This is a genomic window from Streptomyces sp. CAU 1734 (genome assembly GCF_039888735.1).
GTDB lineage: Bacteria > Actinomycetota > Actinomycetes > Streptomycetales > Streptomycetaceae > Streptomyces.
Genome location: NZ_JBDQQP010000008.1, coordinates 288,579 through 314,080 on the forward strand (window position 1 = coordinate 288,579; position 25,502 = coordinate 314,080).

At 69.9% G+C, this 25,502-nt stretch carries 14 protein-coding genes and 2 pseudogenes; 9 read left to right on the top strand and 7 right to left on the bottom strand.

All coding sequences use genetic code 11. The features are described 5' to 3' along the window. Window positions 1–26: 26 nt before the first annotated feature. The 7 genes from AAFN69_RS17740 (at window position 27) to AAFN69_RS17770 (ending at window position 8,812) form a co-directional block, all read left to right on the top strand. On the top strand, window positions 27–1,574 hold the full coding sequence (locus tag AAFN69_RS17740) for an MFS transporter (RefSeq protein WP_347729495.1): 1,548 nt from the start codon (window positions 27–29) through the stop codon (window positions 1,572–1,574). Window positions 1,575–1,666: 92 nt separating this feature from the next. Further along, window positions 1,667–2,338, top strand: coding sequence for a TetR/AcrR family transcriptional regulator (locus AAFN69_RS17745; protein WP_347729496.1), 672 nt, complete (start codon window positions 1,667–1,669; stop codon window positions 2,336–2,338). Window positions 2,339–2,529: 191 nt separating this feature from the next. Next, window positions 2,530–3,402 (top strand): lipase, encoded by an 873-nt coding sequence (locus tag AAFN69_RS17750; protein ID WP_347729497.1) that lies wholly within the window; start codon window positions 2,530–2,532, stop codon window positions 3,400–3,402. A gap of 470 nt (window positions 3,403–3,872) precedes the next feature. Next, window positions 3,873–5,285 carry a family 2B encapsulin nanocompartment shell protein gene (locus tag AAFN69_RS17755; protein WP_347729498.1) on the top strand — a complete coding sequence of 471 codons (1,413 nt, stop codon included), beginning with the start codon at window positions 3,873–3,875 and terminating at the stop codon, window positions 5,283–5,285. Beyond that, a complete protein-coding gene (locus tag AAFN69_RS17760; protein ID WP_347729589.1) occupies window positions 5,282–6,496 on the top strand; it encodes a family 2 encapsulin nanocompartment cargo protein terpene cyclase in 1,215 nt (404 codons plus the stop codon). The genes AAFN69_RS17755 and AAFN69_RS17760 overlap by 4 nt, the downstream gene beginning before the upstream one ends. Window positions 6,497–6,512: 16 nt before the next feature. Further along, window positions 6,513–7,391 (top strand): geranyl diphosphate 2-C-methyltransferase, encoded by an 879-nt coding sequence (locus AAFN69_RS17765; RefSeq protein WP_347729499.1) that lies wholly within the window; start codon window positions 6,513–6,515, stop codon window positions 7,389–7,391. Window positions 7,392–7,852: 461 nt separating this feature from the next. Next, window positions 7,853–8,812, top strand: coding sequence for a hypothetical protein (locus AAFN69_RS17770; RefSeq protein WP_347729500.1), 960 nt, complete (start codon window positions 7,853–7,855; stop codon window positions 8,810–8,812). Between the two features lie 361 nt (window positions 8,813–9,173). On the opposite strand, the gene AAFN69_RS17775 is transcribed toward AAFN69_RS17770, so the two are convergent. From AAFN69_RS17775 to AAFN69_RS17800, 6 genes and pseudogenes are all read right to left on the bottom strand, one after another. Then, entirely contained in the window at window positions 9,174–9,455 is a 282-nt protein-coding gene (locus AAFN69_RS17775; RefSeq protein ID WP_347729593.1) for a hypothetical protein, read from the bottom strand. 49 nt (window positions 9,456–9,504) lie between these two features. Beyond that, window positions 9,505–9,751 (bottom strand): annotated as a pseudogene (locus AAFN69_RS17780) (hypothetical protein); the annotation flags it as partial. A gap of 88 nt (window positions 9,752–9,839) precedes the next feature. Continuing rightward, entirely contained in the window at window positions 9,840–12,002 is a 2,163-nt protein-coding gene (locus AAFN69_RS17785) for a DEAD/DEAH box helicase (protein WP_347729501.1), read from the bottom strand. After that, window positions 11,999–13,375 carry a BREX system ATP-binding protein BrxD gene (brxD, locus tag AAFN69_RS17790; RefSeq protein WP_347729502.1) on the bottom strand — a complete coding sequence of 459 codons (1,377 nt, stop codon included), beginning with the start codon at window positions 13,373–13,375 and terminating at the stop codon, window positions 11,999–12,001. The genes AAFN69_RS17785 and brxD overlap by 4 nt, the downstream gene beginning before the upstream one ends. Then, window positions 13,372–16,248 (bottom strand): BREX-2 system phosphatase PglZ, encoded by a 2,877-nt coding sequence (gene pglZ / locus AAFN69_RS17795; protein WP_347729503.1) that lies wholly within the window; start codon window positions 16,246–16,248, stop codon window positions 13,372–13,374. Before pglZ ends, brxD begins: the two co-directional genes overlap by 4 nt. After that, window positions 16,245–20,195, bottom strand: coding sequence for a hypothetical protein (locus AAFN69_RS17800; RefSeq protein ID WP_347729504.1), 3,951 nt, complete (start codon window positions 20,193–20,195; stop codon window positions 16,245–16,247). Before AAFN69_RS17800 ends, pglZ begins: the two co-directional genes overlap by 4 nt. Before the next feature lie 519 nt (window positions 20,196–20,714). On the opposite strand from AAFN69_RS17800, the pseudogene AAFN69_RS17805 reads away from it, so the two are divergent. Together AAFN69_RS17805 and AAFN69_RS17810 are read left to right on the top strand one after the other, a co-directional pair. After that, window positions 20,715–21,333: pseudogene (locus tag AAFN69_RS17805) on the top strand (DUF5753 domain-containing protein); the annotation flags it as partial. Further along, window positions 21,330–21,533, top strand: coding sequence for a DUF397 domain-containing protein (locus tag AAFN69_RS17810; protein ID WP_347729505.1), 204 nt, complete (start codon window positions 21,330–21,332; stop codon window positions 21,531–21,533). The pseudogene AAFN69_RS17805 and the gene AAFN69_RS17810, both read left to right, overlap by 4 nt. 61 nt (window positions 21,534–21,594) lie before the next feature. Here the strand turns inward: AAFN69_RS17810 and pglX are convergent, their stop codons facing one another. Continuing rightward, window positions 21,595–25,404, bottom strand: a complete 3,810-nt coding sequence (pglX, locus tag AAFN69_RS17815) for a BREX-2 system adenine-specific DNA-methyltransferase PglX (RefSeq protein ID WP_347729506.1) — start codon at window positions 25,402–25,404, stop codon at window positions 21,595–21,597. Window positions 25,405–25,502: the final 98 nt, after the last annotated feature.

Genomic DNA, 25,502 nt, shown 5'->3' on the forward strand with positions numbered 1-25,502 from the left:
CGACCCGTTCCAGGTGAGGGAGCGCCATGACGACCCCGCAACCGGCCACTTCCCGTACCACGGCCACCGCCCGGGACAAGGGCGGTGGCGACGGTGTGGCGCTGTTCATCATCGCGTCCTGCCAGTTGATGGTGGTCCTCGACATCACCATCGTGAACATCGCGCTGCCGCACATCCAGGACTCGCTGAACTTCTCCACCACCAGCCTGTCGTGGGTCGTCAACGCCTACACCCTCACCTTCGGCGGCCTGCTGCTGCTCGGCGGCCGGGCCGGTGACATCCTCGGCCGCCGCCGGGTCTTCATGTTCGGCGTCGCGCTCTTCGCGCTCGCCTCCCTGCTCGGCGGGCTCTCGCAGAACTCCGGCCAGCTCCTCGCCTCCCGCGCGCTCCAGGGGGTGGGCGGCGCCATCGCCTCACCGACCGCGCTCGCGCTGATCACCACCACCTTCCGGGAGGGCCCCGAGCGGAACCGGGCGTTCGGCGTCTTCGCCGCGGTGTCGGCGGGCGGCGGCGCGATCGGCCTGCTGGCGGGCGGAATCCTCGTCGAATGGCTCGACTGGCGGTGGGTGTTCTTCGTCAATGTGCCGATCGCGCTGCTGATCCTGGCGGCCACCCCGCGCTTCATCAAGGAGTCCGAGCGCCACCCCGGACACTTCGACCTCACCGGCGCGCTGACCTCGACGCTCGGCCTGGTCGCCCTGGTCTACGGATTCATCCGCGCCGCCCAGGAGGGGTGGCGCGACCCGCTCACCCTCGGGTCGTTCGCCGCCGCCGTACTGCTGCTGGCGGCGTTCATCATGGTCGAACGGCGCTCCCGGCAGCCCATCACCCCGCTGCACATGTTCGCCGACCGCAACCGGGCCGGCACCTACGGAATCATGCTCAGCCTCGCCGCCGCGATCTTCGGCATGTTCTTCTTCCTGACCCTCTTCGTCCAGGACGTGCTGGGATTCAGCCCGCTCCGGGCCGGACTCGCCTTTCTGCCGGTGAGCGTGCTGATCGCGGTCGGCGCCGGGGTGACCTCCCGGCTGCTTCCCCGGTACGGGCCCAAACCCTTCATGGTGACCGGCGCGCTGCTGGCGGCGGCGGGCCTCGCCTGGCTGACCCAGACCGATATCCATTCCACCTATCTCGGCAGCATTCTCGGCCCGATGCTGGTCTTCAGCCTGGGCATGGGAATGCAGTTCGTCTCGCTCACCCTGATGGCGCTGTCGGGGGTCGAACGGGCGGAGTCGGGTGCCGCGTCCGGGCTGCTCAATGTGATGCAGCAGGTGGGAGGCTCGCTGGGACTCTCCATCCTGGTGACCGTGTTCGGCACGGCGAGCCGCAATGACGCCCGGAACCAGATTCCGGAGTTCCTCGCCCAGGCGACACCGGCCGAGAAGGCCGCCTTCGAGCGGACCGGGCAGCTGCCCTCGCCGTGGAGCGAGGAAGTGCTCTCCTCCGGCATCTCGGCCGCCTTCGTCATGGCCGCGATCTTCACCGCGATCGCGGCGGTCATCGCCCTGGTGGTGATCCAGGTCCGCGCCTCCGACCTGGAACGGCTGAAGGGCGGAGGGCCGCCCGGAGCCTGAGCCCGAACATGGGCCCGGGCCCGGACCCGGGCCGCCCGCCCTTCGCGTGATCACGCGTGATCCACTGAACCGGCGGCCTGTATCTTGGGCCAGTGGCCGGTTCAGTGGTGAAGGACGAGGGCGCGGGGGGCCGGCGGATCCGCGGGCTGGACGCCGCGGAGCGGCGGGCCAGGCGGCGCGAGGATCTGCTGGACGCGGCGCTGGAGCTGTTCTCCGCCCAGGGGTATCAGGACACCTCGATCGAGCAGATCTGCAAGCGGGCGTATGTCGGCACCAAGAGCTTCTACGAGGTCTTCACCGGCAAGGAAGCCCTGTATCTGGCGCTGCTCGACCGCATCGTGGCCGATGTGACCGCTCGGCTCACCTCCGCGCTGGACGGCCTGGACACTCCGGACGGCGATCCGGACGAGAGCGATGCCGCACGGGCCCTGATCAGGCACTTCGCGGACGCCTTCGTGGACGATGTCCGCGTGGCGCGGGTGACCTTCGGCGAGGGCCGGGCCGTCACGCCGCTGGCCGAGACACATCGCCGTACCAACCGCCGGTGGGCGGCCGGCTTCGTCGAGATGGTCTGGCGCCGGCTGGGGGTCGCCACCGGCCCGCATGCGCATGTGGTGGCCATGGGGCTGATCGGCGGCCTCTTCGACATCATCGCCGACTGGCTGCTGGACAACGGCACCGACCGGCCCGCCGACCGCGCCTCGCTCCAGGACGGGCTCGACCGTTTCTACACGGTGATCAGCTCCGGACTCGCCAACTCCTGACTCTCCGTCAAGGCCGCCGGACGCCCCTTCGCCGAAGCCGCCGGACGCGCTGAATTCACCACCGCCGTATCGCCGGAGGCCCCTCGCCCCCCGGATGGAATTCCTCGGCCTTCTTTGGAAACGATGCCTTGTTCCTAATAAGGGGACGTGCTGTACTTCCGGGTAACCTACCGCGAACAAGGAGTCGCCCCATGGCCAAGCTCCGCACGTTCCTGACAGCGCTCGTGCTGTCCGTACTCGCCTCCACCGCTCTGACCGCGACCGCCTCCCCCTCCGCCGCGGCCGACACGCCGCCGAGGTCGGGATGGAACAACTGGTCCTGCCGGCCCAGCGCCGCCCACCCCGAGCCGGTGATCCTCGTCCACGGGCTCGGCGGCAACAGCTGGGACAACTTCCTGACCCTGGCGCCCACCCTCCGCTCGGCCGGCTACTGCGTCTACTCCGAGACCTACGGCAGAACGGTGCTGGGCGGGCTGGCCGGCGGCCTCGCGCCGATGGCGGAGAGCGCCGCCGAAGTGGGCGCCTTCGTCGACCGGGTGCGCGCCGCGACGGGCGCGGCGAAGGTCGACATCGTCGGCCACTCCGAGGGGACCACCGTTCCCGCGTACTACCTCAAGTACCTGGGCGGAGCGGCCGAGGTCGACGACTTCATCGGATTCGGCTCCAACTTCCGCGGCACCACACTGAACGGTCTGGCGACCCTGGCCGCCGCCCTCAAGCTCCAGGGCCTGCTGACCGGCGTCGGCTGCGGGGCCTGTACGGACTATCTGCCCGGCTCGGCCTTCCTCGCCGAGCTCAACGACGGACCCGTCGCCGTGCCCGGACCGACGTACACCAGCATCGTGACCCGCTACGACAGGGTCGTCACGCCCTACACCAGCGGTCTGCTCGCCCCGGCGGCCAATGTCACCAACATCGTGCTCCAGGACAAGTGCGCGCTGGACACGGCCGGCCATCTTGGTGTGGCCATCGACCCGAACGTCGCCCAGCTGGTGCTCAACCGGCTCGACCCGGAACACTCCAAGCCCTTCCGGTGTCTCCCCTTCACCACCATCGGCATCTGACATACCACGGAGACCACCGCCGCGGGGCCCGGGAGAACTCCCGGGCCCCGCGGTTCCGTCCGTCCGGAACCTGTCCGCCGCTCGTCCGCCACCGCCGAGGAGACCGGCGGGTCCGCCTCCGGCGCCGGCTCCCGTTCCGCGGCTCCGGCCGGCGTCTTCGCGATCTCCCGGGGCCGCGGGAGCGCCGCCGCGGCGCGTGTGCCGAGGCGCCGGCGAACGATCACCGGGGCGCCTGTCCTAACCGGGCGCGCGAGGACCGTCGTGGCGGAAGTAAACATCCCATGGCTCAAGTTCACTGCATCGAGCGATGGATCATGCCTCCAATGGCCCAGGCGGGGAGCGGGAGCCTACGGTTCTCGTGGTTTGGGACGCCTCGCCCCATTCCACCCCCGCACCGGCGTTCGCCGCGCCTTCGCTCCGCCCCGCGCGTGCGACGAGGTGACCGCCTCTGTTGAAGGAGAGCACTGCCCGTGACCGTGGAGACCAGCCAGGAAGCGTCCGAGCAACCGCGCCCCCAGAGCAGCCTCAGTACCGCGGCGGCCCGCAACCTCGCCACCACGACCAAGTCCGTCCCGCAGATGCAGGAGATCAGCTCCCGCTGGCTCCTCAGGATGCTTCCGTGGGTGCAGGTGGCCGGCGGCGCCTACCGGGTGAACCGCCGTCTGACCTACACGGTCGGCGACGGCCGGATCGACTTCATCCAGGACGGGGCCGAGGTCCGGGTCATTCCGCGCGAGCTCGGCGAGCTGGCCCTGCTCCGGGGCTTCGACGACGACGCCGTACTGACCGCCATCGCCGCCCGGTGCGTCCAGCGCGACTTCCGCGAGGGCGAGGTGCTCGCCGAGCGCGGCTCCCCGGCCGAGCGCATCCACCTCATCGCCCACGGCCGGGTCGAGAAGATCTCCACCGGCCCGTACGGCGAGGAGAACGTCACCGGCGTTCTCGCGGACGGCGACCGCTTCGGCCAGTCCGCGCTGCTCGACCCGGACGCCGTCTGGGAGTACACCGCCGTCGCCCGGACCGCCGGCACCCTGCTCACTCTCTCCCGCGACGACTTCGCCTCCGTGACCGCCGGATCCCCGGCCCTGGAGGCGCATCTCCGGGAGTTCCGCACCCTGTCGGGACAGCGGCAGAACCGCCGGGGCGAGGCGGAGATCGCGATGTCCGCCGGCCACACCGGAGAGTTCGAGCTCCCCGGCGCCTTCGTGGACTACGAGCTCAACCCCCGGGAGTACGAACTCTCCATCGCGCAGACGGTGCTGAAGGTCCACACCCGCGTCGCCGACCTCTACAACGAACCGATGAACCAGACCGAGCAGCAGCTCCGGCTCACGGTGGAGGCCCTGCGCGAGCGCCAGGAGCACGAGCTGATCAACAACCGCGAGTTCGGTCTGCTCCACAACGCGGCCTTCAACCAGCGGATCCAGTCCCACTCCGGCCCGCCGACCCCGGACGACCTCGACGAACTGCTCTCCCGCCGGCGCGGTTCGAAGTACTTCTTCGCCCACCCCAGGACGATCGCCGCGATCGGCCGCCAGTTCAACGCCCGCGGCCTCTACCCCGACCATGTCGACGTCGGCGGCCAGCAGGTGCCCGCCTGGCGCGGGGTGCCCATCCTGCCGTGCAACAAGATCCCGATCACCAAGGAGAACACCAGCTCGATCCTGGTGATGCGCACCGGTGAGGACAACCAGGGCGTGATCGGGCTCAACCAGACCGGCCTTCCGGACGAGTACGAGCCCGGCGTCTCGGTGCGGTTCATGGGCATCGACGACCAGGCGCTCATCTCCTACCTGGTCACCACCTACTTCTCCGCCGCCGTCCTGGTGCCCGACGCGCTCGGCGTCCTGGAGAACGTACAGATCGCCCGCGTCGGCGGCTGAACCCGCCCGGACGGCCCGCCTCCGCCGGGCCGCCGCCCCGGTGCCCGCCGGGCGTCCCAGGGCTCGTGCCGCGCGCCCCGGCCCCGGCCGGCACCCCCGACAGACCACCTCACCCGAGGAGTAGTGGTGCGACCATGAGCACCGATGCCCTGAACCGGATTCTGCGCGGCCCGACCGGTCTGGGCACGTCGGGGCTGTACCCGACACCGCCCGTGCGTCCGGCGGCCGTGGCCGGCCGCCCCGTACCGGGCCTGTACCACCACCCCGTACCGGAACCCGACCCCGTGCGGACGGCCGAGGTCGGCCGCCGGATCAAGGAATGGGCGATCGACGAGATCGAGCTGTATCCCCCCGAGTGGGAGGAGGAGTTCGACGGCTTCGGTGTGGGCCGCTACATGACCGTCTGCCACCCGGACGCGCCCACCACCGAGCATGTGCTGGTGGCCGCCCGGCTGATGGTCGCCGAGAACGCGGTCGACGATGTCTACTGCGAGGACCACGGGGGCTCGCCCGTCGGACTCGGCGGCCGGCTGCTGCTGGCCCACACGGTGCTCGACCCGCTGCACACCGCGCGGGAGTACGTGCCGGAGTGGGAGCGGTCCCTCGGTGCGGACGCGCCCCGGCGGGCGTACCACTCCGCGATGGAGTACTTCCTCCGGGCGGCCGCCGCCTCCCAGGCGGACCGGTTCCGGCACGACATGGCCCGGCTGCACCTCGGCTATCTCGCCGAGGCGGCATGGGACCAGACCGACCACGTCCCCGAGGTGTGGGAGTACCTGGCGATGCGCCAGTTCAACAACTTCCGCCCCTGCCCCACCATCACCGACACCGTCGGCGGCTATGAACTCCCGGCGGACCTGCACGCCCGCCCGGCCCTTCAGCGAGTGATCGCGCTCGCCTCCAACGCCACCACCATCGTCAACGACCTCTACTCCTACACCAAGGAACTCGACAGCCCGGGGCGGCATCTGAACCTCCCCGTGGTGATCGCCGAACGCGAGAAGTGTCCCGAGAAGGACGCCTACCTCAAGGCCGTCGAGATCCACAACGAGCTCATGCACGACTTCGAGGCCGAGGCCGCCGCCCTCGCCGCCGCCTGCCCGCTGCCCACGCTGCTGCGCTTTCTGCGCGGAGTCGCCGTGTGGGTCGACGGCAACCACCACTGGCATCAGAACAACACCTACCGCTACAGCCTGCCGGACTTCTGGTGAGGAAGGAACACCGTCCGTGACCACGCCTGAACTGACCACCCGCCGCGAGACCGTCATCCCCGCGACGGCGACGCCCTACCAGGGCGATATCGCCCGCTACTGGAACCACGAGGCCAGACCCGTCAATCTGAGGCTCGGCGACGTCGACGGCCTCTACCACCACCACTACGGCATCGGCGACATCGACCGGGCCGCCCTCGGCGACCCCGGCGCACCCGGCCACGAGCAGCGTCTGATCGCCGAACTGCACCGGCTGGAGTCCGCCCAGACCGATCTCCTCCTCGACCACCTCGGCCCGGTCCAGCGCGACGACATACTCGTGGACGCCGGCTGCGGCCGAGGCGGCTCGATGGTCATGGCGCACCAGCGCTTCGGCTGCCAGGTCGAGGGAGTCACCCTCTCGGCCAAGCAGGCCGACTTCGCCAATGACCGCGCCCGCGCGCTCGACTGCGAGAAGTCCGTACGGGCGCAGGTCTGCAACATGCTGAACATGCCCTTCTCGACCGGGCAGGCCAGGGCCTCCTGGAACAACGAGTCCAGCATGTACGTGGATCTGCACGACCTCTTCGCCGAGCACGCCCGGATCCTCGCCCCCGGCGGCCGGTATGTCACCATCACGGGCTGCTGGAACCCCGTCTACGGGCAGCCGTCCAAGTGGGTCTCGCAGATCAACGCGCACTTCGAGTGCAACATCCACTCCCGCCGCGAGTATCTGCGCGCCATGGCGGACAACCGTCTCGTCCCGCAGACCGTCATCGACCTCACCGAGGCGACCCTGCCGTACTGGGAGCTGAGGGCCACCTCCAGCCTGGTCACCGGGATCGAGGAGGCGTTCATCAACTCGTACCGGGACGGCTCCTTCCAGTACCTGCTGATCGCCGCGGACCGCGTCTGACCGACCGGCCTCCACCGGCACCACCGCCGCACCTCTCCCCGGCCCGCCGCGCGGCGGGCCGGGGAGAGGTGCGGCGGCATCCGCGCGTCAGATGTCGCGGAAGAGACCAGCCGGGTCTGTGACCTGCCACGTTTACTGGTGCCAGGCTTCTGACCTGCGTGAATGTTCCTTCGGGTGTTTCATGGTCATGCCCGTTGATGCAGCCGGAAGTCCCAGTGAAGTCCCAGGGAAATCCCACTGCCCGTCCTCACTCTTTCGGCTCTATGCAGAGGATGACGGTGCGGTGTGGGCTGGTCCGTGTGCATCGGCGGTCTGCCCTGAACGATCGGCAACGTGTCCTGCTCGAAAGCCTCGCGGACGGAGAGGAACCCCATGCCTGGGCGCCGGGTGAATGGCCCTCGGCGTATGCCCTGCGCGACCGTGGCCTCCTGAAGATCAGCCGAGTTGGTGGTGACGTGCATATGGAGGTCACCGAGGCCGGCCGGTTCTACCTTCACCATGGCCATCATCCCGACGACCCGGCGTTTGCGGATGGAGTCGTCCAGGCGTCGACGGACAGCCGCGGGCGGCACCATGCCACGAAGCGCAAGCGGAGCCCGACGCCTTACAACGAGCGGCCCATCACTCGGGTTCGGCGGGAGAAAGCGCGGGAATTGGTCGACCGCTTGGCTGCCAAGGGGCATGTCCGTTTCGTCGACCCAAGTGACGACGAGGTCGCGGAATGGCGGCCTGTCGTCAACTACGCCAAGCGGTACGGCCTGGAGCCGCCGGGTAAGCGCATCGAGAAGGTCGGCTTCGGCGCTCGTGGGCTGGAGATGTTCCTTGCAGAAGGCCCACACCCAAACTCGCGGAGCCAGCGGCCGAAGACAGACATCTCGGCCGTGCCCGTTCCCACGAGACTGAATTCACCTCGTCGAGCCGTTGCCGCGATCAGGGACCATGAGGGGCAACTGGTGATTCCGCCTGTGCTCCGTCGCAGGTCACTCCTGATGCTGCAGGCCCTGGCGGCCGAATCGGTACGGCGTGGGTACGAGGTGACGGAAGGGCGATCGTACTATTCGCTGCGCGAAGGCGGAGTGGACGTCGTCGTTGACGGCTTCGCCTACACGGTCACCGTCAGGCAGGAGTTCCCGCAGTCCACGAATCCGGACCGCACCGCACGTCTCGCTATCGAACTCGACCACGGCCGGTCCAGTAGGCCCGGCCGGTGGCGGGATCGAAAGGGGCGGACGCTTGAGGACAGCCTGGGCGTGGTTCTCGGGGAGATCGAGGCGCGAGCGCTGGCTGACGCTCAGCGCCGAGAGAACGAGGAGCGGGCCAGGGGGAACGTCGTCTTGCCGAGTCGGGCGGAGCCTTGGTCGGGCCGGCTCTGGAATCGGCAGTGTGGTGGCTGGAGTGGGCGCGTGAGTACGGGAAGGTGACGGACTCCTTGAATCAGCCTCTGGGAATGCCGGTTCCGAGCGATCCGAAACCGGAAGAGCTCAAACCATATTTGAAGGGGTGGAGCCCTTACGGGCCGGAACGACAGGACGGATAGTGACGTGGAGAGGGGTGACGCCATCTGGCCGCGGAGGCAGTCAGCGAGTTGCGACCCCCGTCGTGGGGCCGGCCCCCCGGATCCGGGCGCATTTGTTTCCTATGACGCACCATGTGGAGTGTGTGGCGATCCTGAACCGGCGGAAAAGGGCTCCTGACCTGTGGTTTTGTCGGTGAGTATTATGTGCACTGTGGGCGTTACGGGCGATATCTTGACGCTGAGATGACCCTCGTTCCGACGGGGTTTCAGACGAGATGACTGCCTGAAAGCCCGGGCGTGGAATGCAGTGCGGAGATCCGCCATCCGTGTCCGCTCAGCCCTTCGAGCAGGTGGTCGGCGATCTGTGCCAAGGCGTCAGGATGCTCAGTGGCGAAGTCGAGATCCTGACTGGGGCGGTGCGCGAGGTCGTGTGCCTGGACGGCAATGCCGCCCATCAGGGTCAGACCGTAGGGGTGGCCCAGGTCAAGGATGTCGCTGAGGAGCAGACGGTGGTGTTCGGTCCGCTCCGGCAGCTGTCCTCGGGTCACGAGGCGGCCTCGGTGGGGTGGAGGTGGAGCTGAGGGCAGGCGTCCTCCTGGCGGCGAGTGCGGTCGCGGCGAGTGTGGCGTCGATGGCGTACTCGCGACCGTGGAGGTCTGCGTCGGCGAGAAGTGTGGCGGCGTGCCGGGCGAGGGGGTCGTTGACCGGGTTCCGCGACCAGCCGGGAGAGCGGCCACTGCAGGGCAGGGCGGTTGATCCGGGGGTGGATGACCTCGACCAGGGTGGCTGCGGAGGTGATGACGTCGCCGAGCAAACTGGCCTGCCCGGCGGTTGTCCCGCGCACCTGGCTGCGTGTGGCGCATCCTCAGGGCCCAACCGTCCCGTCGTGGCCCGACCTCGGCAGCGCCGTGGCCAGCGGCGTCCGTGACGGGTCAGGTGTGCCATTCCAGTCGTACGGGCTCACGGGCCGAGGCAAGGGCACCGTCGAGGTCGGCGAGGCGTTCGGCGAGGGTCGTGGTGGCGATACGGGGTGGGAGGGCTGCCGAGAACTTCAGGCCGCGGACGGCCCGTGGGTCGACGGTGGGCAGTGTGAGGGAGTCGGGGAGTTCGGCGCGGGCGGCTTTCCAGTCGGCGGGGGAGAGGTCCTGGCGGAGCCGGACGTGGGTGTCGGTGGGGCGCTGCACAGGGTCGGCGAGGTTGCCGAGGGAGGCGGCGAGGGTGGCGTTGGCGCGGTAGCCGGCCCAGGTCCACCACCGGGCGGCGTCCGCGTCGCGGACCAGGAGGGAGCCCGCAGGGTGAACTTCGCGGGGTGCGCGGTCCGTTCGGAGTTCGGCGAAGGTCACGGTGGCGCGGCGAGTGAGGCGGACGTCGGGGTCGGTACCGAGGAGGACGTCACGCATGGAGCGGGTGAGCGCGTACGACAGACCACGGGTTTCGTTGCCTTGCCATTTGGCGACGCCGCCGTCCTCGACGGGTTCGACGAAGGCGCGGCGCCGGGCCCAGTCGATGAAGGTGACCTGCCAGCTGCGGCCGGCCAGGAGCAGCCTGCGCGGCCCCTGTCGTTCCTCGGTGAGGACAGTGGGGTCGGTGGTGCCGATCTCAGTACGTCCGGCGAGCACGGTGAACTCGGGAGGCGCGGTGAAGGAGGCGGTCAGTTCCATGAAGTGCCGACGCCCGAAGTGCTTCTCGGCTTCGGGGCCGATGAACAGCATGCCGCCGTCGTTGTCGAGAAAACCTTTGGAGACAAGGTGCGAGAGGAGTGGCGCGGCGGACCGGTCGAAGGGGACTAGTCCATTCCACTGCCTGGGCCACAGCCGGTCACCGATGCGGTGCTCCTGCAGGGTGACGGCGAGGAGTTGCTGGGCGACGAGGTGGCGGGGAGACGGCGGCGGAGTGACGGCCTCCACCCAGCCGCGGGACCAGAGGGTGAGCAGGCCGGCGGCCTGGAGCAGGCTGCTGGGCCGGGTGGCGAGGAAAAGACAGTTGCGAGTGGTGCCGCTGCGGCGTCCGGTGCGGCCGATGCGCTGCAGGAACGAGGCGACGGTGCCGGGGGAGTCGATCTGGACGACTCGGTCGAGGTCGCCGACGTCGATACCGAGTTCCAGGGTGGAGGTGGACACGATGACGCAGTCGCGCGCCTCGGCGAACGCCTGCTCGGAGCGTGCGCGTTCGTCGGTGGAGAGGGAGGCGTGGGAGAGGAAGACGGTGACCTCGCGGGCGCGCAGAGCCGCGCCGAGCTCCTCCACCTGCTTGCGGGAGTCGCAGAAGACCAGCCGCTTCTCCCCGCGGTGCAGGGCGGAGATCACCTTGGCGGCATTGGCGAGCGAGCCGACGTAGTCGAGTTCGACATCTCCGTCGGGGCTGGGGAGACCACCGGAACCAGAGGTGTTGTCACAGGAGGGCAGGGTGACGCCCGGGGCGATGACTCGGCCCGACCGGCCGGTGGAGCTCGCGCCCTGGAGCCAGGTGAGCAGGGCGTCGGGGTTACCTACGGTGGCGGAAAGGCCGATGCGCTGGATGCGGTGGCCGGTCAGCCGTTCCAGGCGTTCGAGTACGGCGAGTAGGTGCCAGCCGCGGTCGTCCCCGGCGAAAGCGTGCACCTCGTCGACGACGGCGGCGCGCACCCGGCCCAGTGTGTGCGTGTGGTCGGTCTTGACGCTGATGAGCATCGCTTCGAGGGACTCGGGTGTGGTGAGCATGAAGTCCGGGGAATCGGTCCGGATACGGCGGCGTACGGACTCGGGGATGTCCCCGTGCCACAGGGCGGCTCGGCGTCCCACCCACTGGGCATAGCCGTGGATCCGGGGCGCCAGGTTGTTCAGGAGTGCCTTGAGCGGGCAGAGGTACAACACGCCGGTGCCCGTCCAGCCCTGCTGGTTCATCCGCGTCAGCAGGGGGAAAACCGCGGCCTCGGTCTTGCCTCCGGCGGTGGGGGCGAGCAGGAGGGCGTCCTCACCGGCGAGCAGCGGTGTGACGGCTTCCGCCTGCAGCGGTCGCAGCCCGCGCCAGCCGAGGGTGTTGACGATGTGGTGCCCGAGGACCGGGTCGAGCAGGTCGAATACGTCATCTGGGCCGGGAGCCGGGGGGACCGTCATGACGACTTCGATTCCGTACTCGGCTCGGAAGCGGTGTCCTCGAACGGTTCCAGTTCCAGCTCGATGTCGTCGGCGCCGGCCGCGTTGCGTTCCGTGGGAGTGAGTTCGGCGCTGTCCAGGGTGAGTGCGTAGTGCTTGCGTGGGTCGAAGTCGTCGAACTCGTCGATCCGGTCCAGCACGTCGGCGACGAGTTTGCGCAGGTACAGGCGTGGTGCGATGCCGACCTTGCCACCGAGCGATCCGGTGAGCGAGCGGGCCAGTTCTTCCAGGTAGGTGTCGTCGGCGTGGGTGGTGAGACGGTCGGGTCGGCGGGCGTCGGCCGCGTAGATCTCGCGGACCTTGCGGCCCAGTTCGCCGAGCGAGGCCAGGTCGAATCCTGGCAGGCGAAGCTGCACGGCCCGCGGGGAGTCGAAGCGGGGGTCGGTGGTGAAGTCGGTGGCGAGGCGCTGGGCCAGCGGGGGGAGGCGCTGGACGCCCTGCGGCCCGTCGAAGAAGGCAGGGGTACCGGTGATGACGAGGAACAGCCCGGGGAACCGGCCGCTGTCGATCTCGTCGAGGAGCTGGCGCAGTGCGTTGAGGGATTTCTCCCGTACGTCGCCCCGCACTCGCTGTAGGGTCTCCACTTCGTCGAGGACGAGCAGCAGGCCCGGATGCCCGCAGTCGCGCAGGACGGTCAGCAGCCCCTGGAGGAATCCCAGAGCGCCGAAGTGGTCGAGGTCGCCACGGATTCCGGCGGAGCGTTTGGCGGCGGCGGCCACGGATTTCTGTCCGCCGAGCCAGGCGATGAGCGCTTCGGCCTGCGGCCCGTCCCCCGAGGCCACGGCCCGGTGGTAGCCGCGAAGCGCGGCGGAGAAGGCCGGCGTAGTGCGGGCGACGGCGGCGAGCCGGAGTTCCAGGAGCTCGTCCACCGCGGCTGCGAGGCCGCCCTCGTCGTCGTCCTCGATCTCACCGGACGCGAGGGCCTCCTCCTCCAGGGCGTACAGCCATGAGTCGATCACCGCCCGCAGCGCGGAGGGCTGGTGGGTGGCCGTGGTGAGGCGTTCGGTGAGCTTGCGGTAGACGGTCTCCAAGCGGTGCAGGGGGGTCTCGGTCTCGGAGATCTGCACCTCGCTGACGGCGAGCCCGCGCCGCTTGGCGTTCTCGGCGAGCCAGCGGGCGAAGAAGGTCTTGCCCGAGCCGTACTCGCCGCGCAGGGCGTGGAAGGCGGAGCCGCCGCGGGTGACCGTGTTCAGGTTGTCGTCGAGCGCCGCCTCGAAGCGGGTCAGGCCGACGGCGAACAGGCCGAGTCCCGCTTGGGGCACGGTGCCGCGCCGCAGTGCGTCGAGGACGTCCTGGCGCCGCGCGGTGCTGATGTCGGGTGTCGGCCGGGTCATGCGGGGCCGCCTTCCAGGAACTGCTCCTCGAGCAGGGCCTTGTCGAGCTGGACGGTGCGGCCGGACTCGATGAGCCGGAGCACGGGATAGCCGTCGATGTTGAGCAGCCGCTCCAGGACGGTGGCGAAGCGCTCTGGGTTGCGCTGCGACTTGCCGGTGGCGGCCCGGGCGGCTGCGGCGACCGCACCCGGCGAGAGCCTCCCGCCGGCTGCGACCAGTGCGTCGAGGACGGCCGCGACGGCTTTCTCACCGGGAGCCAGACGTACGAACTCCTTCTGCGCCTTGTACGGGAGGCTGCGCACGACGTGCTCGCCCAGGCTCGTCCGGGGGAGCGGGCGGGGAGCGGCGTCCACGTCGACGGCCCGGAGCGCGACCGGAACAGGGGAGCCGGAGGCAGCCGTGGCGGGAACCCGCTCGGCCTTCTGTCGTCCGGCGGCCTTCGGTGGGCTGTCGGTCTTCTCCGGTCCTGGGTCCGGGGTCCTCGCCAAGGCGGCGGCATCCGTGGTCCGGGTGTGCCACGGAGCGGTACCCGCCCCCGAGGAGGAGTTCCACCACCCGGGTTCGGTCGCTTCGGAGGGCAGCAAGACCCATCCCGATGGCACGACTCCTTCGGCCGGAATCAGGGTGATGACGGGGACGGTGACCTCGGCGAGTGAGGCGCCGCCGTGGTAGCCCGCCTGCCGTGCGGTGTAGCGGACGTCGTCGCGCCAGGCCAGGGTTGCGCGGCCGCTGTCGGTCCGGACGCGCGGCCCGCTCAGCGACACTTCCCCGTCCTGGGGGGTGCCGGTACGCCAGCGGGTTCCCTTGATGCCGGTGACCTGGAGGGGCGGATTCCCGCGATCGGTACGGTCGATGACGTGTCCGTGGTCGGAGACCAGGAGGACGGGGCGACCGTGGTTGCGGGCCGCGTTCAGAAGGTCGGGCAGTTTGCCGATGTCATGCAGTCCCCAACGTCCGCTGGTGCCCTCCCGGCCGCTGGACAGCGCGTCGTCGATGGTGTTGACCACGACCGCGACCACCTCGTCCGAGGCGAGCGACTCGACGAACTCGGGGGCGAGGCGGTGCCCGGCCGCGCCTTCGAAACTGCCCTTGTGGAAGAGCCGACCCTCCCGGTGGCGTTTGCGCCAGAAGGCGGCGAACCCCGAGCGCTCCGCGTCCTGCCCGCCTTCGGAGGCCCGCCCGCACAGCAGGGAGGCCCGGCTGACCCGGGTGACGGAGGGCAGCATTGAGACCGCCGCCTGCCGGGCGGGGAGGGCACCCCTGCAGGGGGAAGGGACGATCTCGGTCCATACCCGCCGGTCCAGCTCACCGGCGAGCCGGACGGCGACGTCCGCGCTCATTCCGTCGAGTACGACGATCAGCGGCCGGCCGCCGTCGCGGGCCAGCGGGGCCGCGGCCCGGCCCAGCACGTCCTCGATGAGCAGGGCGCCCCCGTCGGCCTGCTGGGCCGCGTTCTCGGTCCAGCGGGCGAGCAGCGCGGCGAACGCCTCGTCGATGGCGGACCGGCGCTCCCGTACGGCTCTTATGAGCCGCCGGTAGGCCTCGCCGATGACCGGGTCGGGTGACTCGTCGCCCTCGGCGAGGATGCCGACGGCCAGGTCGACCCAGCCGGTGTCGGCGAGGTGTTCCTGTACGGCCTGGCCGACGTGGGAGAAGGCGGGCGGTGGCACGGCGAGTCGGCGCAGCAGGCGGACCGCGGTGTGCGCGGTCTCGGTCGAGTGGCCGTACACGGCGGCCAGTTGGTGCGCGGCGAGGTCGTTCAGTGCTGATTCGGCGCCTCCGGCCGCATCGCCGCTCCCGGCGTGCGCACCCTCGGTGAGGGCGGTGGCCAAGGCGCGCAGCCGGCCGCGGTAGCCGGAGGGCAGCAGGCGGTCCGAGGCGATCAGGGTGTCGAGCCGGGCTCCGGCGGCCAGTCGGTCGGCGCGTTCGAGGACGCTGAGGAGCCGGTGCCGGGCCTGGTCGGCCTGGGCCCCCCCGCCTTCCGCTTGCGCGGTCCAGCGGGTGAGGACCCCGGTGGCTGCTTCCGCGAAGGGCTTCAGCCGGTCGAAGGCGGTGAGCGCGCTACCGAAGAGCGAGCCGAGGGCGAAGACAGCGGCTTCGGACCGGGACGAGGCGAGGGCGGCGGAGGCCAGTGCGCCGAGCGGCAGGGCGTCGGCGCCCCGTCCTTCGGCGGCCAGGGTGAGGAGGATGGGGGCTGCTTCTCCGGCAGCCCGGCCGAGCCATTCGCCGAGACCGCGCCGCTCGTCCTCGGGCAGTGCGGCGAATCGTGCGGGGCCCGAGGCGCCGCGGGTCCAGGAGAAGAGGGTGTCGGCGTCCAGATCCAGGGTGTCGGCCTCGGTGTCGCCGAGGCCGAGCCGGGCCGCGAGCAGGGCGCGTACGGCCCGGTCGCGGGTGAGGACGCCACTGGTGCGGGGCCAACCGTCGAGGGGTTCGGCCGCCAAGAGGGCATCGAGCAGCCAGTGCTCGCCGAGCATCCGGGGGTCGAGGTCGGCCGCCCCGAAGATCTGGGCGACGATCTCGGTCCGGTTCACGGGCAGCGGCCGCCGGTGCGGTGCGTGGGCGCGCAGGTCCCAGCCGAGCTGGTCGGGCGGGACGGTACCGGTGACGACGAGGACACTGTCGTCACCGGTACCGTCCTCAGCCTGCGCGAGGTGGCGGTTCCAGGCGTCGGCGATGCCGAGTGGGGAGTCCTGGTCGGTGACGAGGACCCGGCGGTGCGCGGTCCCGACCCGCACGGTGAACTCCATGTCCTTGTCCGCGCTGTCCCAGACGGCGTCGACCAGGACGAGCCGGCAGCCGGGAGCGCGGGCGAGTTCGGTCTCCAGGAGTACCTCGACGGCCCGGCGGCCGGCGACGGGACGGGTGGTGCTCATCCCTGTTCGCCTTCCCACGTCTGTACGGTGCCGTCGCCGACGACCTGCCAGACGATCCGCACCGCCGCGTCCGGGTGCGCGGCACGGTAGGCCTCGATCTCCTCCCGTACGGCGGTCAGCTTCCGGGGGAGCGCGGTGGCTCCGGAGGGGCCGGCGTCCACGACGTGCGGGACGGCCGGAAGGTGGTCTTCCGGCCGGCGGTCGTCTCCGGAGCGCTCGTCGGCCGGCGGGATGCGGAGCTGCTGGGAGGGGCCGGGAACGGTCGGCTGCGAGGGCACCGGCGGGACGCCGTGCTGGGACAGGGGGACCTGCTCGGCGTCCACCGGTGGCTGTGGGCCGGGGGCGGGGGCGGGCGGTTCCAGCTGGAGGGCCGCGTCCATCAGCGCGTGGGCACTCTCCCGGACCTCCTTGAGCACGGGGATCAGGGACCGCTCCTTCTCCGTGTCCCGGGCGGCCTCCCTGATCCGGTCCAGGAACCGCTGGGCCCGGTCGCCCACGGTGTCGTCCCGCGCGCTGAGCTTGCGGACGCGTTCGAGGAGCGCCCAGTCGGTGCCGTCCAGGGCCGCGGCGAGTTCCGCGGCACTGTCCATGGTGTGCGAGAGCTCAAGGTCCGGTGTCTCGTACGACAGGGCGGCCAGTTCGCGTACGAGGGCGGTGGGGTCGTCGCCGTGCCGGACGAGCCGGGCGAGGAGCGCGGCGGCCGTGTGCAGGCTCTCGGTGCGCGGGGCCTGCTCCGGTGCGTCGAGACCGAGGAGCACGGCGTGGCGCTTGAGGACGGACCGGACGTCTCCCACGCTCTTCTCGTGTGCGGATGCCTTCGCGTGGACGCCGGCGGCCAGCTCGTGGACGTTGCGGGCGAACAGGGCGGGCTTGGCGGGGACGCCGAACAGCCGTCCGGCGCGGGTCCGGGCCGCCGCGTACTCCTCCTCGCCGGGCATCTCCTTGGCACGCAACGACCACCCGGGGCCGATCTCGTCCAGCGGGGGGGCCGCCTCGACGGCTCCGTACTTCTCCCAGGTGCGGTTGTCGAGCAGGGCGTAGACGGCGATCAGCAGGCTGGTGATCTGCTTGTCGAGGCCGCGGTACCCCAGTCCCTTGTCCTCGGCGGGACGGGTGATCCAGCGGCGGATGTCCTCGGCGCTCAGCTCGGCGGCGTCCTTCTGGCCGTTGAGGGAGGCCACCTGGTTGATGCGGGTCCACCACTCCCGCTTCAGGATCAGCGGCCCCTCGTGGACGGTGCCGAGGCCCAGGGGCTCCACGACCCGCCTGACGGCCCGCAGGTCCTTGGAGTCGACCTCGATACGGGTGTCGCTCTCGCCGAGCGCCAGGGTGATCCACTTCAAGGCGGTGTTCAGCTCGTTCTGACTGACCGCCTTGGGTACGGAGCCGGCGCCGGGACCGAAGTCGGGGTGCTTGTCGTACATCGCCGAGAACAGGCCGTCGGCGAGTTGCGTCACCGCCTGCGGGAACTGCCTGCTCCCCGGGGGCTGCGGGCGCGGGTGCTCGGGCTGCAGGGACAGGAGGTGCCGGCCGTCGGTCACCTCCGCGCCGACGGTTCCCTCCTTGGCCTGCGTGAGGCCGTAGACCTCGCTCAGCGCGCCGGCCAGGGTCTCGGTGAGCGTCTCCCGGGCCCGCTCCAGCTGGTTGCGGGCCTTGGTCCGCTCCTCGGGCAGGAAGTTGCGGGTGTACTCGGAGAGCCGGTCGCGCTCGAGCAGGAAGTTGATCCGCATCAGCCGCCCCAGCTGGGCCTTGCGCTGCTCGGAGAGGTAGTCGCTCAGCCAGACCAGGACGGGGGCGTCGTGACCGCTGTTGATCAGCCCCTGGACCCGGTGGTAGGCGTCGTCGGGGGAGCGGCGGTGACTCTCGTCGAAGGGGTAGTCGAAGATGATCCTGATACGGCCCGGCTCGGAGACGGTGAACTGTTCGTCAGTGATGCTGACGGGGGAGTGGACCGACCCGAAGAAGAACTCCACGGTGCGCTCGGAACCACGCCAGATGATCTTCTTGGTGTCGAGGAGCTGCTCCGCCCCCTTGCCCAGTCCCAGTTCCTGCCGCATCCGCTCCCGTGCCCAGCTCTGGCGGACCCCCGTCTTGTCCTCGCGGACCACGGAATTCAGGATCGGCTCGACATCGAGGTCGGACAGATGGATGGAGAAGGCGGGATCGTCCCCGCCCTCGGCGCGCAGCTCGGCGGGGAACTCCAGCTGCAGGGCCTTCATCCGCTCCCGCACCCGCTCACCGACAGGGACGGTCCGGGAGCGGACCGAGCCGTGGTTGAGCGCGGCGAGCCGGGTGCCGGTCAGCCGTCGCAGCGCGGGCACGTCGGGGGCGAGCGCGGCGAGCAGCAGGGTCTTGACGAAGCGCTCGTCGGCCCGGAAGTCGATGTGGTCCGCGCTGCCGTACTTCTCCAGGAGGTGTGCCCGGGCCTTGGCGTGGAACCGCGTCGCGGACTCCGACTCCTGGCTCAGTTTGTCGGTGAAGGCGGTGCCGGTGTCGTGGATCAGTACGTCCCACAGGTCACCGAGCGGGATCAGGCTGCCGAGCTCGGTGTCGGCGTTGAGCTCCATGAGCTGCTGCACCAGCTTCAGGCCCGAGCGCTCGCGTTGGAGCGCGCCGGACAGGGCGACCAGCACGTTGAGCAGGGCCGGGGAGAGCGGGTACACCGACCGGAAGTCCTCCCAGCGCGAGCCGGTGGCGCCGTCCCCGTCGAGAAGAACGTCCTTCACGATCTGGCTGGTCCGGTCGATCCCGGCGAACGCGGCGTCGAGGACCGCCTCCTGGCCGGGGCGCGGCCTGAGGACCCGCTCCTTGATGATCTCCGGGAGGTTGCGGTCCTCCAGGTTGATCACCTCGAAGCGCTCTTCGAGGTACTTCAGAGCGTGGTTGAGGTTCTCCACGTCGGAGCCGAGGACGTCCTTGCCGACGAGCTGCGAGAGGTCACGCTGCCGGGAGACGAAGGAGATGATCGGCACCGGCCGGTCGGGGTTGGTGGTCTCGATCAGTTTGACGGTCTTCTGGATCTGCTCGTTGATGAAGGTGCGGTCGGACATCTTGGCCTGCAGCCACAGCACCAGCTCGTCCAGGAACAGCACCACACCCTGGTAGCCGAGGCCCTTGGCGTGCTTGCTGATCTCGCTCAGCCCGTCGTCCAGCGGGATGTACGCCCTCTCCTCGCCGCCGGTGCTGCCCGCGTACGACTTCATCGGACCGTCGAACAGTGCGGTGACCAGCTGGTCACGGCCCGGGTCGCCGGCGGGGGCGTCGAGTGCGGCGTCGAGCGCGGCGGCCGTCCAGCCCTCGGCGGGGGCGGTGCCGATCGGCCGCAGCTCGGCCTCGTCGTCTCCGCCGGCCGGGGCGGCGGGCGATACGGGGGCCTTCTGCGACCTGGGCGCGGGGAGCAGCCGGAGGAACGCCTCGTCGCCGATGGAGGCGCGCAGGTTTCGGGCGTCGGCGAGCAGGGAGTCGGCCCGGAAGACCAGGGGGGTGGCCTCGTCGGGGTGCAGCTTGCGCACGGCGTCGGCATAGCCGCCGAGCAGCGCCCCCTCCAGGCTGGGGTAGCCGACCAGGTGGAACGGCACCATCAGGAACTTCTTGTCCCGCAGCCACTCCTGGTGCCCGGCCACCACCGCACCGAGGCGTTCCTTGGTCTGGGCGGCCGGGTCCCCGTTGAGCACGGCGTGCAGCACCGTGAGGAAGTGACTCTTACCGGCGCCGAAGGATCCGTGCAGGTAGGCGGCGTACGAGGTGTTCTTCCGCAGGGCGTCGCGGACCAGTCGCAACGCCTTGTCGAACTCCTTCGCGAGCTGCGGGGTGGCCACGTACTCGGCGATGGAGCCGGCCGACTTCCCGGCGAAACCCTGTGACAGCTCGATCTTGAAGTCGCCGGCGTGTGCGTCCTCCTTGATGTCGAGAACGTCCTTCAGCACGGTCCCGTTGCCCCTGGCCATCAGCAGCTCCATCTCCCCACAGCGTCCTCGCCCCGCACTGCCGCACCACCACGGCCGGGCGTCCCCTCCATCCTGCCAGCTCACCCGGGTGGAGGAGTCCGGATCGGGACGGCGGGAGCGGATCAGCCAGGGGCTCCGGAAGGGCGGAGGCAGGCCCACACGATCTTGCCGGGTGCGCCCTCGCGGGGCCGCACCCCCAGTCCTCGCCGCCAGCTCGACGACCACCAGGGCGAAGGCGTCGTTCGTCTCCGAGCCGTAGTGGTGTCCCCAGATGTGCAGCCGGTGGGTGGCCAGACGGCGGGCGAGGCGGGCCCCGCGGGGTGGCGGTGAAGCGGAGGGTGAAGTCGTCCGTGGGGTGCGAGGTCGTCATGTGCCGACGATGACGCGGGCGGCCGGGCCACGGCCAGGAACGGAACCCGTACGGGGCGTGACTGTGAGGGCGGACGGGAAGACTGTACGGGTTGTACGGGACACTCACACGGGGGAACCTGTGGCGCGCAGGCGACGGGGGTTCGGGCGGTGGGGGCGGGCGGGGTCCTCGCGGCGATGAAGGAGGAGGTGGGGCGGGCGCGGTATCCGGGGTTCGCCCGGCAGTACGTCCGGTTGGAGACCGAAGCAGTGGAGCTGCACGTCTACCACAACCACATCGTGAACGGCTTGTTGCAGACCCCGGAATATGCGCGGGCGGTGTTCGCGATGAGGCGCCCGTTGCTCGACGAGGAGACGGTCGAGCAATGAGTGGCCGCAAGGATCGCGCGGCAAAAGACCTTCTCCCGGAGGTCGAGGCCGCTGATGAGCTCCGTCATCGAAGAGGTTGTCCTGCACCGCCCAGTGGGTGGGATCGAAGTGCTACGAGGGCAGCTGGAGCAGATCCTGCTGGTCGGATAACTGCAACGTGGAGGTGCAGGTCATGCCGACCACCCGCGTTGATCATGCGGGTCTCAGCGGCCCGTTCACGTTGATCGGGACGGCAGGGCAGCGGTGCGTCGTCTATGCCCAAGTAGCCAGCGTCAGCAGCCTGCGCACCGAGCGGAAAGCGGTTCGTGAGCTCGAAGCGCAGTATGGAATCATCCGTGCACAAGCCCCTACGCCGAGTGAAGCTCTGGCGTACATCGGGAAGTTGCTGGGAGAGGTATGAACCTCGATACGGATGTCCAGGCGTGCCGACTTGGCTGGAAGAAGAGTAGCTACAGCAGTGGCGAGGGCGGCCAGTGCGTCGAGGTCGACGCTACCGTCGATGCCGTCCACGTACGGGACTCCAAGCGAGCCGAAGGACCGACCTTCGCCGTCGGGGCCGAGGAGTGGGCCGCGTTCCTGCACATCGCGGGGCGCGGCTGACGGACGCGGAGGGGCTGGGCGCCTCGCGAGTGAGGTACCCACCCCCTCCGTGCTGTCCGGGCTACTTCGCCCCGCGCCCGCGCCCCTTCGGCTCGGGGCGCCAGTCCCGCAGGTCGGAGGGGGAGAGGTCGCGAGCCTCCAGAGCGATCTTGAGAGCGGTGCGGAACTCCTCAGCCGCGTTGCTGCCCCAGTCCTCGTCGTACGCGTCGTACCACTGCTCGACCCAGGGCAGGACCTCGGCGAGACCGGCCAGGAGCGGTACGTACCGGGGATCCTCGCGGGGCCAGCCGTTCCGCTCCAGGCGGTCGGTGATGAGACCGGACAGCGCCTCGGCCTGTTCGCGGTGGTCCCAGCCGGCCCAGCCGATCAGGAGCGAGGGGTCGCCGTCGGGAGCGGAACCCGGGTAGGAGATGAACCGTTCCTTGGGCACGTCGAGCTTGCCGCGGTTCGACCAGTAGCTGTGCTTGAGGAAGTCCGCGGAGGTGTACTTGGGCGGGACCTTGATGTCGAGACGCTCGCCGGACTTGTCTTCTTCCCGCTGACGCTCCCAGACCTCCTCCCACTGTGCGCGCTTGCGCAGCCCGGATTCCTTGTAGCGCAGGACCGCCAGGTGCGGCACGTGCTCGGTCTCGATGACGGCGGCGAGAACCGTGGACAGCCGGGCCTCTCGCTGGCCGAGATGGTCGGCGGCGTAGAGCGCGGCGACGGTCTGTACGTCTTCGTCGTGGCGGAGCCGGTCGGCGAGCTGGTAAATGGTCATCGGGCAGGCGGAGTCGAAACCGTCCCGGTCCGTGTACCAGAGGTCCTTGCGCTCGGCGGCGTCAAGCAGCCAGGTCCGCAGGGCGGCGGCCTCCCGCTTCTCCCACGGCTCGGTGGACCAGCGGCGCTTGAACTCCGGGCGCTCGATCAGCCGGATGTCCTTGTTGTGCGCGATGAGGTCCAGGCGGGCCTCGACCACACGGCGGTAGGACTCGGGCCAGTCGGCGGGGATCTCCGTGACGGGGGTGGAGTGGTGCCGGGTGAACCAGGCGGTCTCCGCGTCGCTGCGGGCGAGCGCGATCTCGAACGCACGCTGTCCCAGGGCGAGTTGGGGCACGTCTGCGTCGGTCAGTGTGTCGAGGCTGCCGGGCAGGGTGGTCCGTTCGGCCTCCTCGGGGGTGAGGAGGCCGTAGAGCCCGTACACGGTCCAGTCCAGCTCCTCCTGGAGGAGGATCATTCGGGCGCGAATGCGGTCTTGCTCGGAGCGGGCCTCGTCGAGGGCGGCGCGCGTGGGGGTGGCCGTGGCCGAGACCGAGGACGGTTCATGCGCGCTCATTTGCTGAGCCAGAGAGTCGAGTTCGGAAGCAATGGAGAGCGGAAGCGCGGAAGGAAGGGGGAACTGGTGAAGTTTCGTTGAGTTGAACTGGTAGAAGCGCTCCCATTCGGAGCTGGTGAATCCTCCGCCTTCTCCACGGATTCCCTTGTCGTGGCACATCTGCTTGAGCCAGAAGCAGGAGACCGACGCATTCAACACCCCGAGCAGCTCAAGATGCCGCTCCTCGCTCGCCCCCTCCGGCAGCTTGATCACCGGAGCGGTCTGCTTGAATACCTTCCCGCCCCGGTCCAGCACGAAGTGATTGTGCGTGGAGACTTCGCCGTACGCGATCGACAGCGGCGTCCGCAGCTTGCTTGTGGTCAGCCGTCCGTACTCCGACCACTTCAGACCGCCCTCGACCTTGGTCTTCCTGCCGAAGAGGATGCTGTTCGCAATGCTGGTCCGGCTCGGCCACATGAAGTGGTGGAGAGGTTCGATGTCCTCCACGTCAATTGGTTCGAACTCCGGTGAGTACGGAAACAGGGCAGCTTCAAAATCTCCGCCGTTCCAGTCCCGGAGGAGGTCTCCGGTGACCATGGGACGCGTCCATTCCTCCGGAATTCCGGAGGTCTTCACGGCGCGCTGCGGCAGCAGGTAGAGATCGTCCTCAAGCGTGAACGAGGTAATCCCCAACGACTCGGCGACGCTGCTCAAGCGGGCTGCCGAAGCATCTTCGATCCGCTCCAACAGGTTCCCCGCCCCACCTCCGCTCAGTGACCACGGGTGCTCCGCGAACCGCGCTCGCTCCGCGTCCTCCACACTCACCCACTCCGACTCGCTCCCCGGCTTCCGCCACTGCGAGACGATCGCCTGCCAGACCTTGCCCTTCGCCTCCTTCCCCTTCTCCGGCTGGCCGGGCTCGCCCCGCACGCCCAGGACGGCCCGGATCGGCAGGCTCTGCCGGGCCATCTGGTGGCGGCCCGCCAGGATGACGGTCGGCGTGCCGTGGCCGGGGATGAACGCGCCGGATGTGTCGATGACGTGGGTGAGGTCGACGCCCGCGTAGTTGTCCTTGCGTCGGGTGACCGGGTCCTTGTAGGGGCCACCCTGGAAGAAGGACTGGATCAGTGTCGACCCGAACTCCCGCTTCATGAAGGAGTTCGCCGTGATCTGCCCCGTGAACCCGCCGTCGCGATGTGATCCGCCCGCCCGTACCGCCAGCTCGAAGATCCGCTGGGCGAAGGGCACGGACAGGGCGTACTTCCCGGAGCAAGTCCAGTATGCCTTGCGGTAGTTCGCGTTCTCCAGGGGGTCCTTCACCGTGATGTACGGCGGGTTCGCCACCACCACGTGGTACGAGCCGCGCCCGAGCAGGTCCACCCGCTTGACGTAGTCCTGGACGTCCTCCGTCCGGTACGTGAAGACCTCGCCGCCCCGAGCCACGTCGTCCAGCGTGGCGTCCGTCTTCCGGCCGGCCTCGCGCCCGTGCAGCAGGGAGTCGGCGACCGCGATGTTGATCGGCACTCCGGGGGCGGCGGAGATCGTCCTGACCCCGCACTCCTGGACCACGGCGACCAGCATCCGGAAGCGGGCGATGGCGACGGCGAAGGGGTTCTTGTCCGCTCCGTGCACCGCCTCCAGTGAGCGGCGGATCAGCAGCCAGTCCTCCTCGCCCGGGGCTGCCTCGCGCCACTTGGCGAGGATCCGGCGGAAGAGCCCGAGCAGGAAGTGACCGGAACCGCAGGCCGGGTCGATGCAGCGCAGACCCCGTACCTCCGGATTCTCCGGGTCGTCGGTGTCGTACATCTCGCCGTCCCAGTTTACCGGACGGTGCTTCCACACCGGCTCCAGGGTGAACTCCTCTACCGCCGGCTCCAGGGTGAGGCCGAGGATGAACTCCTCGACGAAGTCCGGGGTCTGGAGCAGGGCGTAGGTCTTGCGGGCGTGCTCGGACAGGTCCTGGTAGAGGTCGCCGAGGAAGCGGGTGTCGAGCGCGGGGTCGGTGAAGTCGTGGCGCAGGGTGCCGTCGGCGCCCCGCTCGCGCCAGAAGGCGAGCAGCCGGGCCCCCGCCGTGTAGGACGGATTCAGCTCCCACAGCGGGTTGTGGGCGGGGTCGAAGAGCCCCTCGGTGATCTCGTGCTCGCGGCCCAGTGCCCGGAAGGACTCCTGCAGCCAGTCACGGTCGTTCTTCTCGGGGTGGCGGCGGAAGAACGCGTCGTGGTTGTCCTGGGCCTCGGTCAGCCGCTCACCGGGACCGGCAAGGCGGGCCTCCCGTACGAGGCGGTTGTCCTCGCAGAACCGGACGAAGACGCAGGCGAGCACCCAGGCCGAGGCGATCTGGACCAGGCGCTCGTCCAGCCAGCCCTCGTACCGCAGGGAGGTGCGTTCCGCGTCCAGGGCACGCTGGTACTCGGCGGTCAGGGCGGCTTTCGCCTCGCCGCCCTCCGCCTCGCGCTCCCGCAGGTCCTCCACCAGGAGGGCGACCTGCTTCTGCAGATCCTTCAGCAGCACGTCACGGTCCTGCGAGGCGGTGGTGGCCTCCGTGGTCTCGGGCGTGCGTGCGTCCTCGGGGGGCACGGGCGGCACCTCGTCTTCCTGGTTCTCCGGAGCGTCGTCCCGCGAGGTCGCTCGTCCTCGCGGGTCCGTCCGTCCATCCTGCCAGGTCGGGGTCCGGT

Bases quoted from the DNA above. Each gene is read 5' to 3' on its own strand.
- AAFN69_RS17740 (WP_347729495.1), top strand. From the start codon at position 27: ATGACGACCCCGCAACCGGCCACTTCCCGTACCACGGCCACCGCCCGG.
- AAFN69_RS17750 (WP_347729497.1), top strand. From the start codon at position 2,530: ATGGCCAAGCTCCGCACGTTCCTGACAGCGCTCGTGCTGTCCGTACTC.
- AAFN69_RS17770 (WP_347729500.1), top strand. From the start codon at position 7,853: ATGGAGGTCACCGAGGCCGGCCGGTTCTACCTTCACCATGGCCATCAT.
- AAFN69_RS17785 (WP_347729501.1), bottom strand. From the start codon at position 12,002: ATGACGGTCCCCCCGGCTCCCGGCCCAGATGACGTATTCGACCTGCTC.
- brxD (WP_347729502.1), bottom strand. From the start codon at position 13,375: ATGACCCGGCCGACACCCGACATCAGCACCGCGCGGCGCCAGGACGTC.
- pglZ (WP_347729503.1), bottom strand. From the start codon at position 16,248: ATGAGCACCACCCGTCCCGTCGCCGGCCGCCGGGCCGTCGAGGTACTC.
- AAFN69_RS17800 (WP_347729504.1), bottom strand. From the start codon at position 20,195: ATGGCCAGGGGCAACGGGACCGTGCTGAAGGACGTTCTCGACATCAAG.
- AAFN69_RS17810 (WP_347729505.1), top strand. From the start codon at position 21,330: ATGAACCTCGATACGGATGTCCAGGCGTGCCGACTTGGCTGGAAGAAG.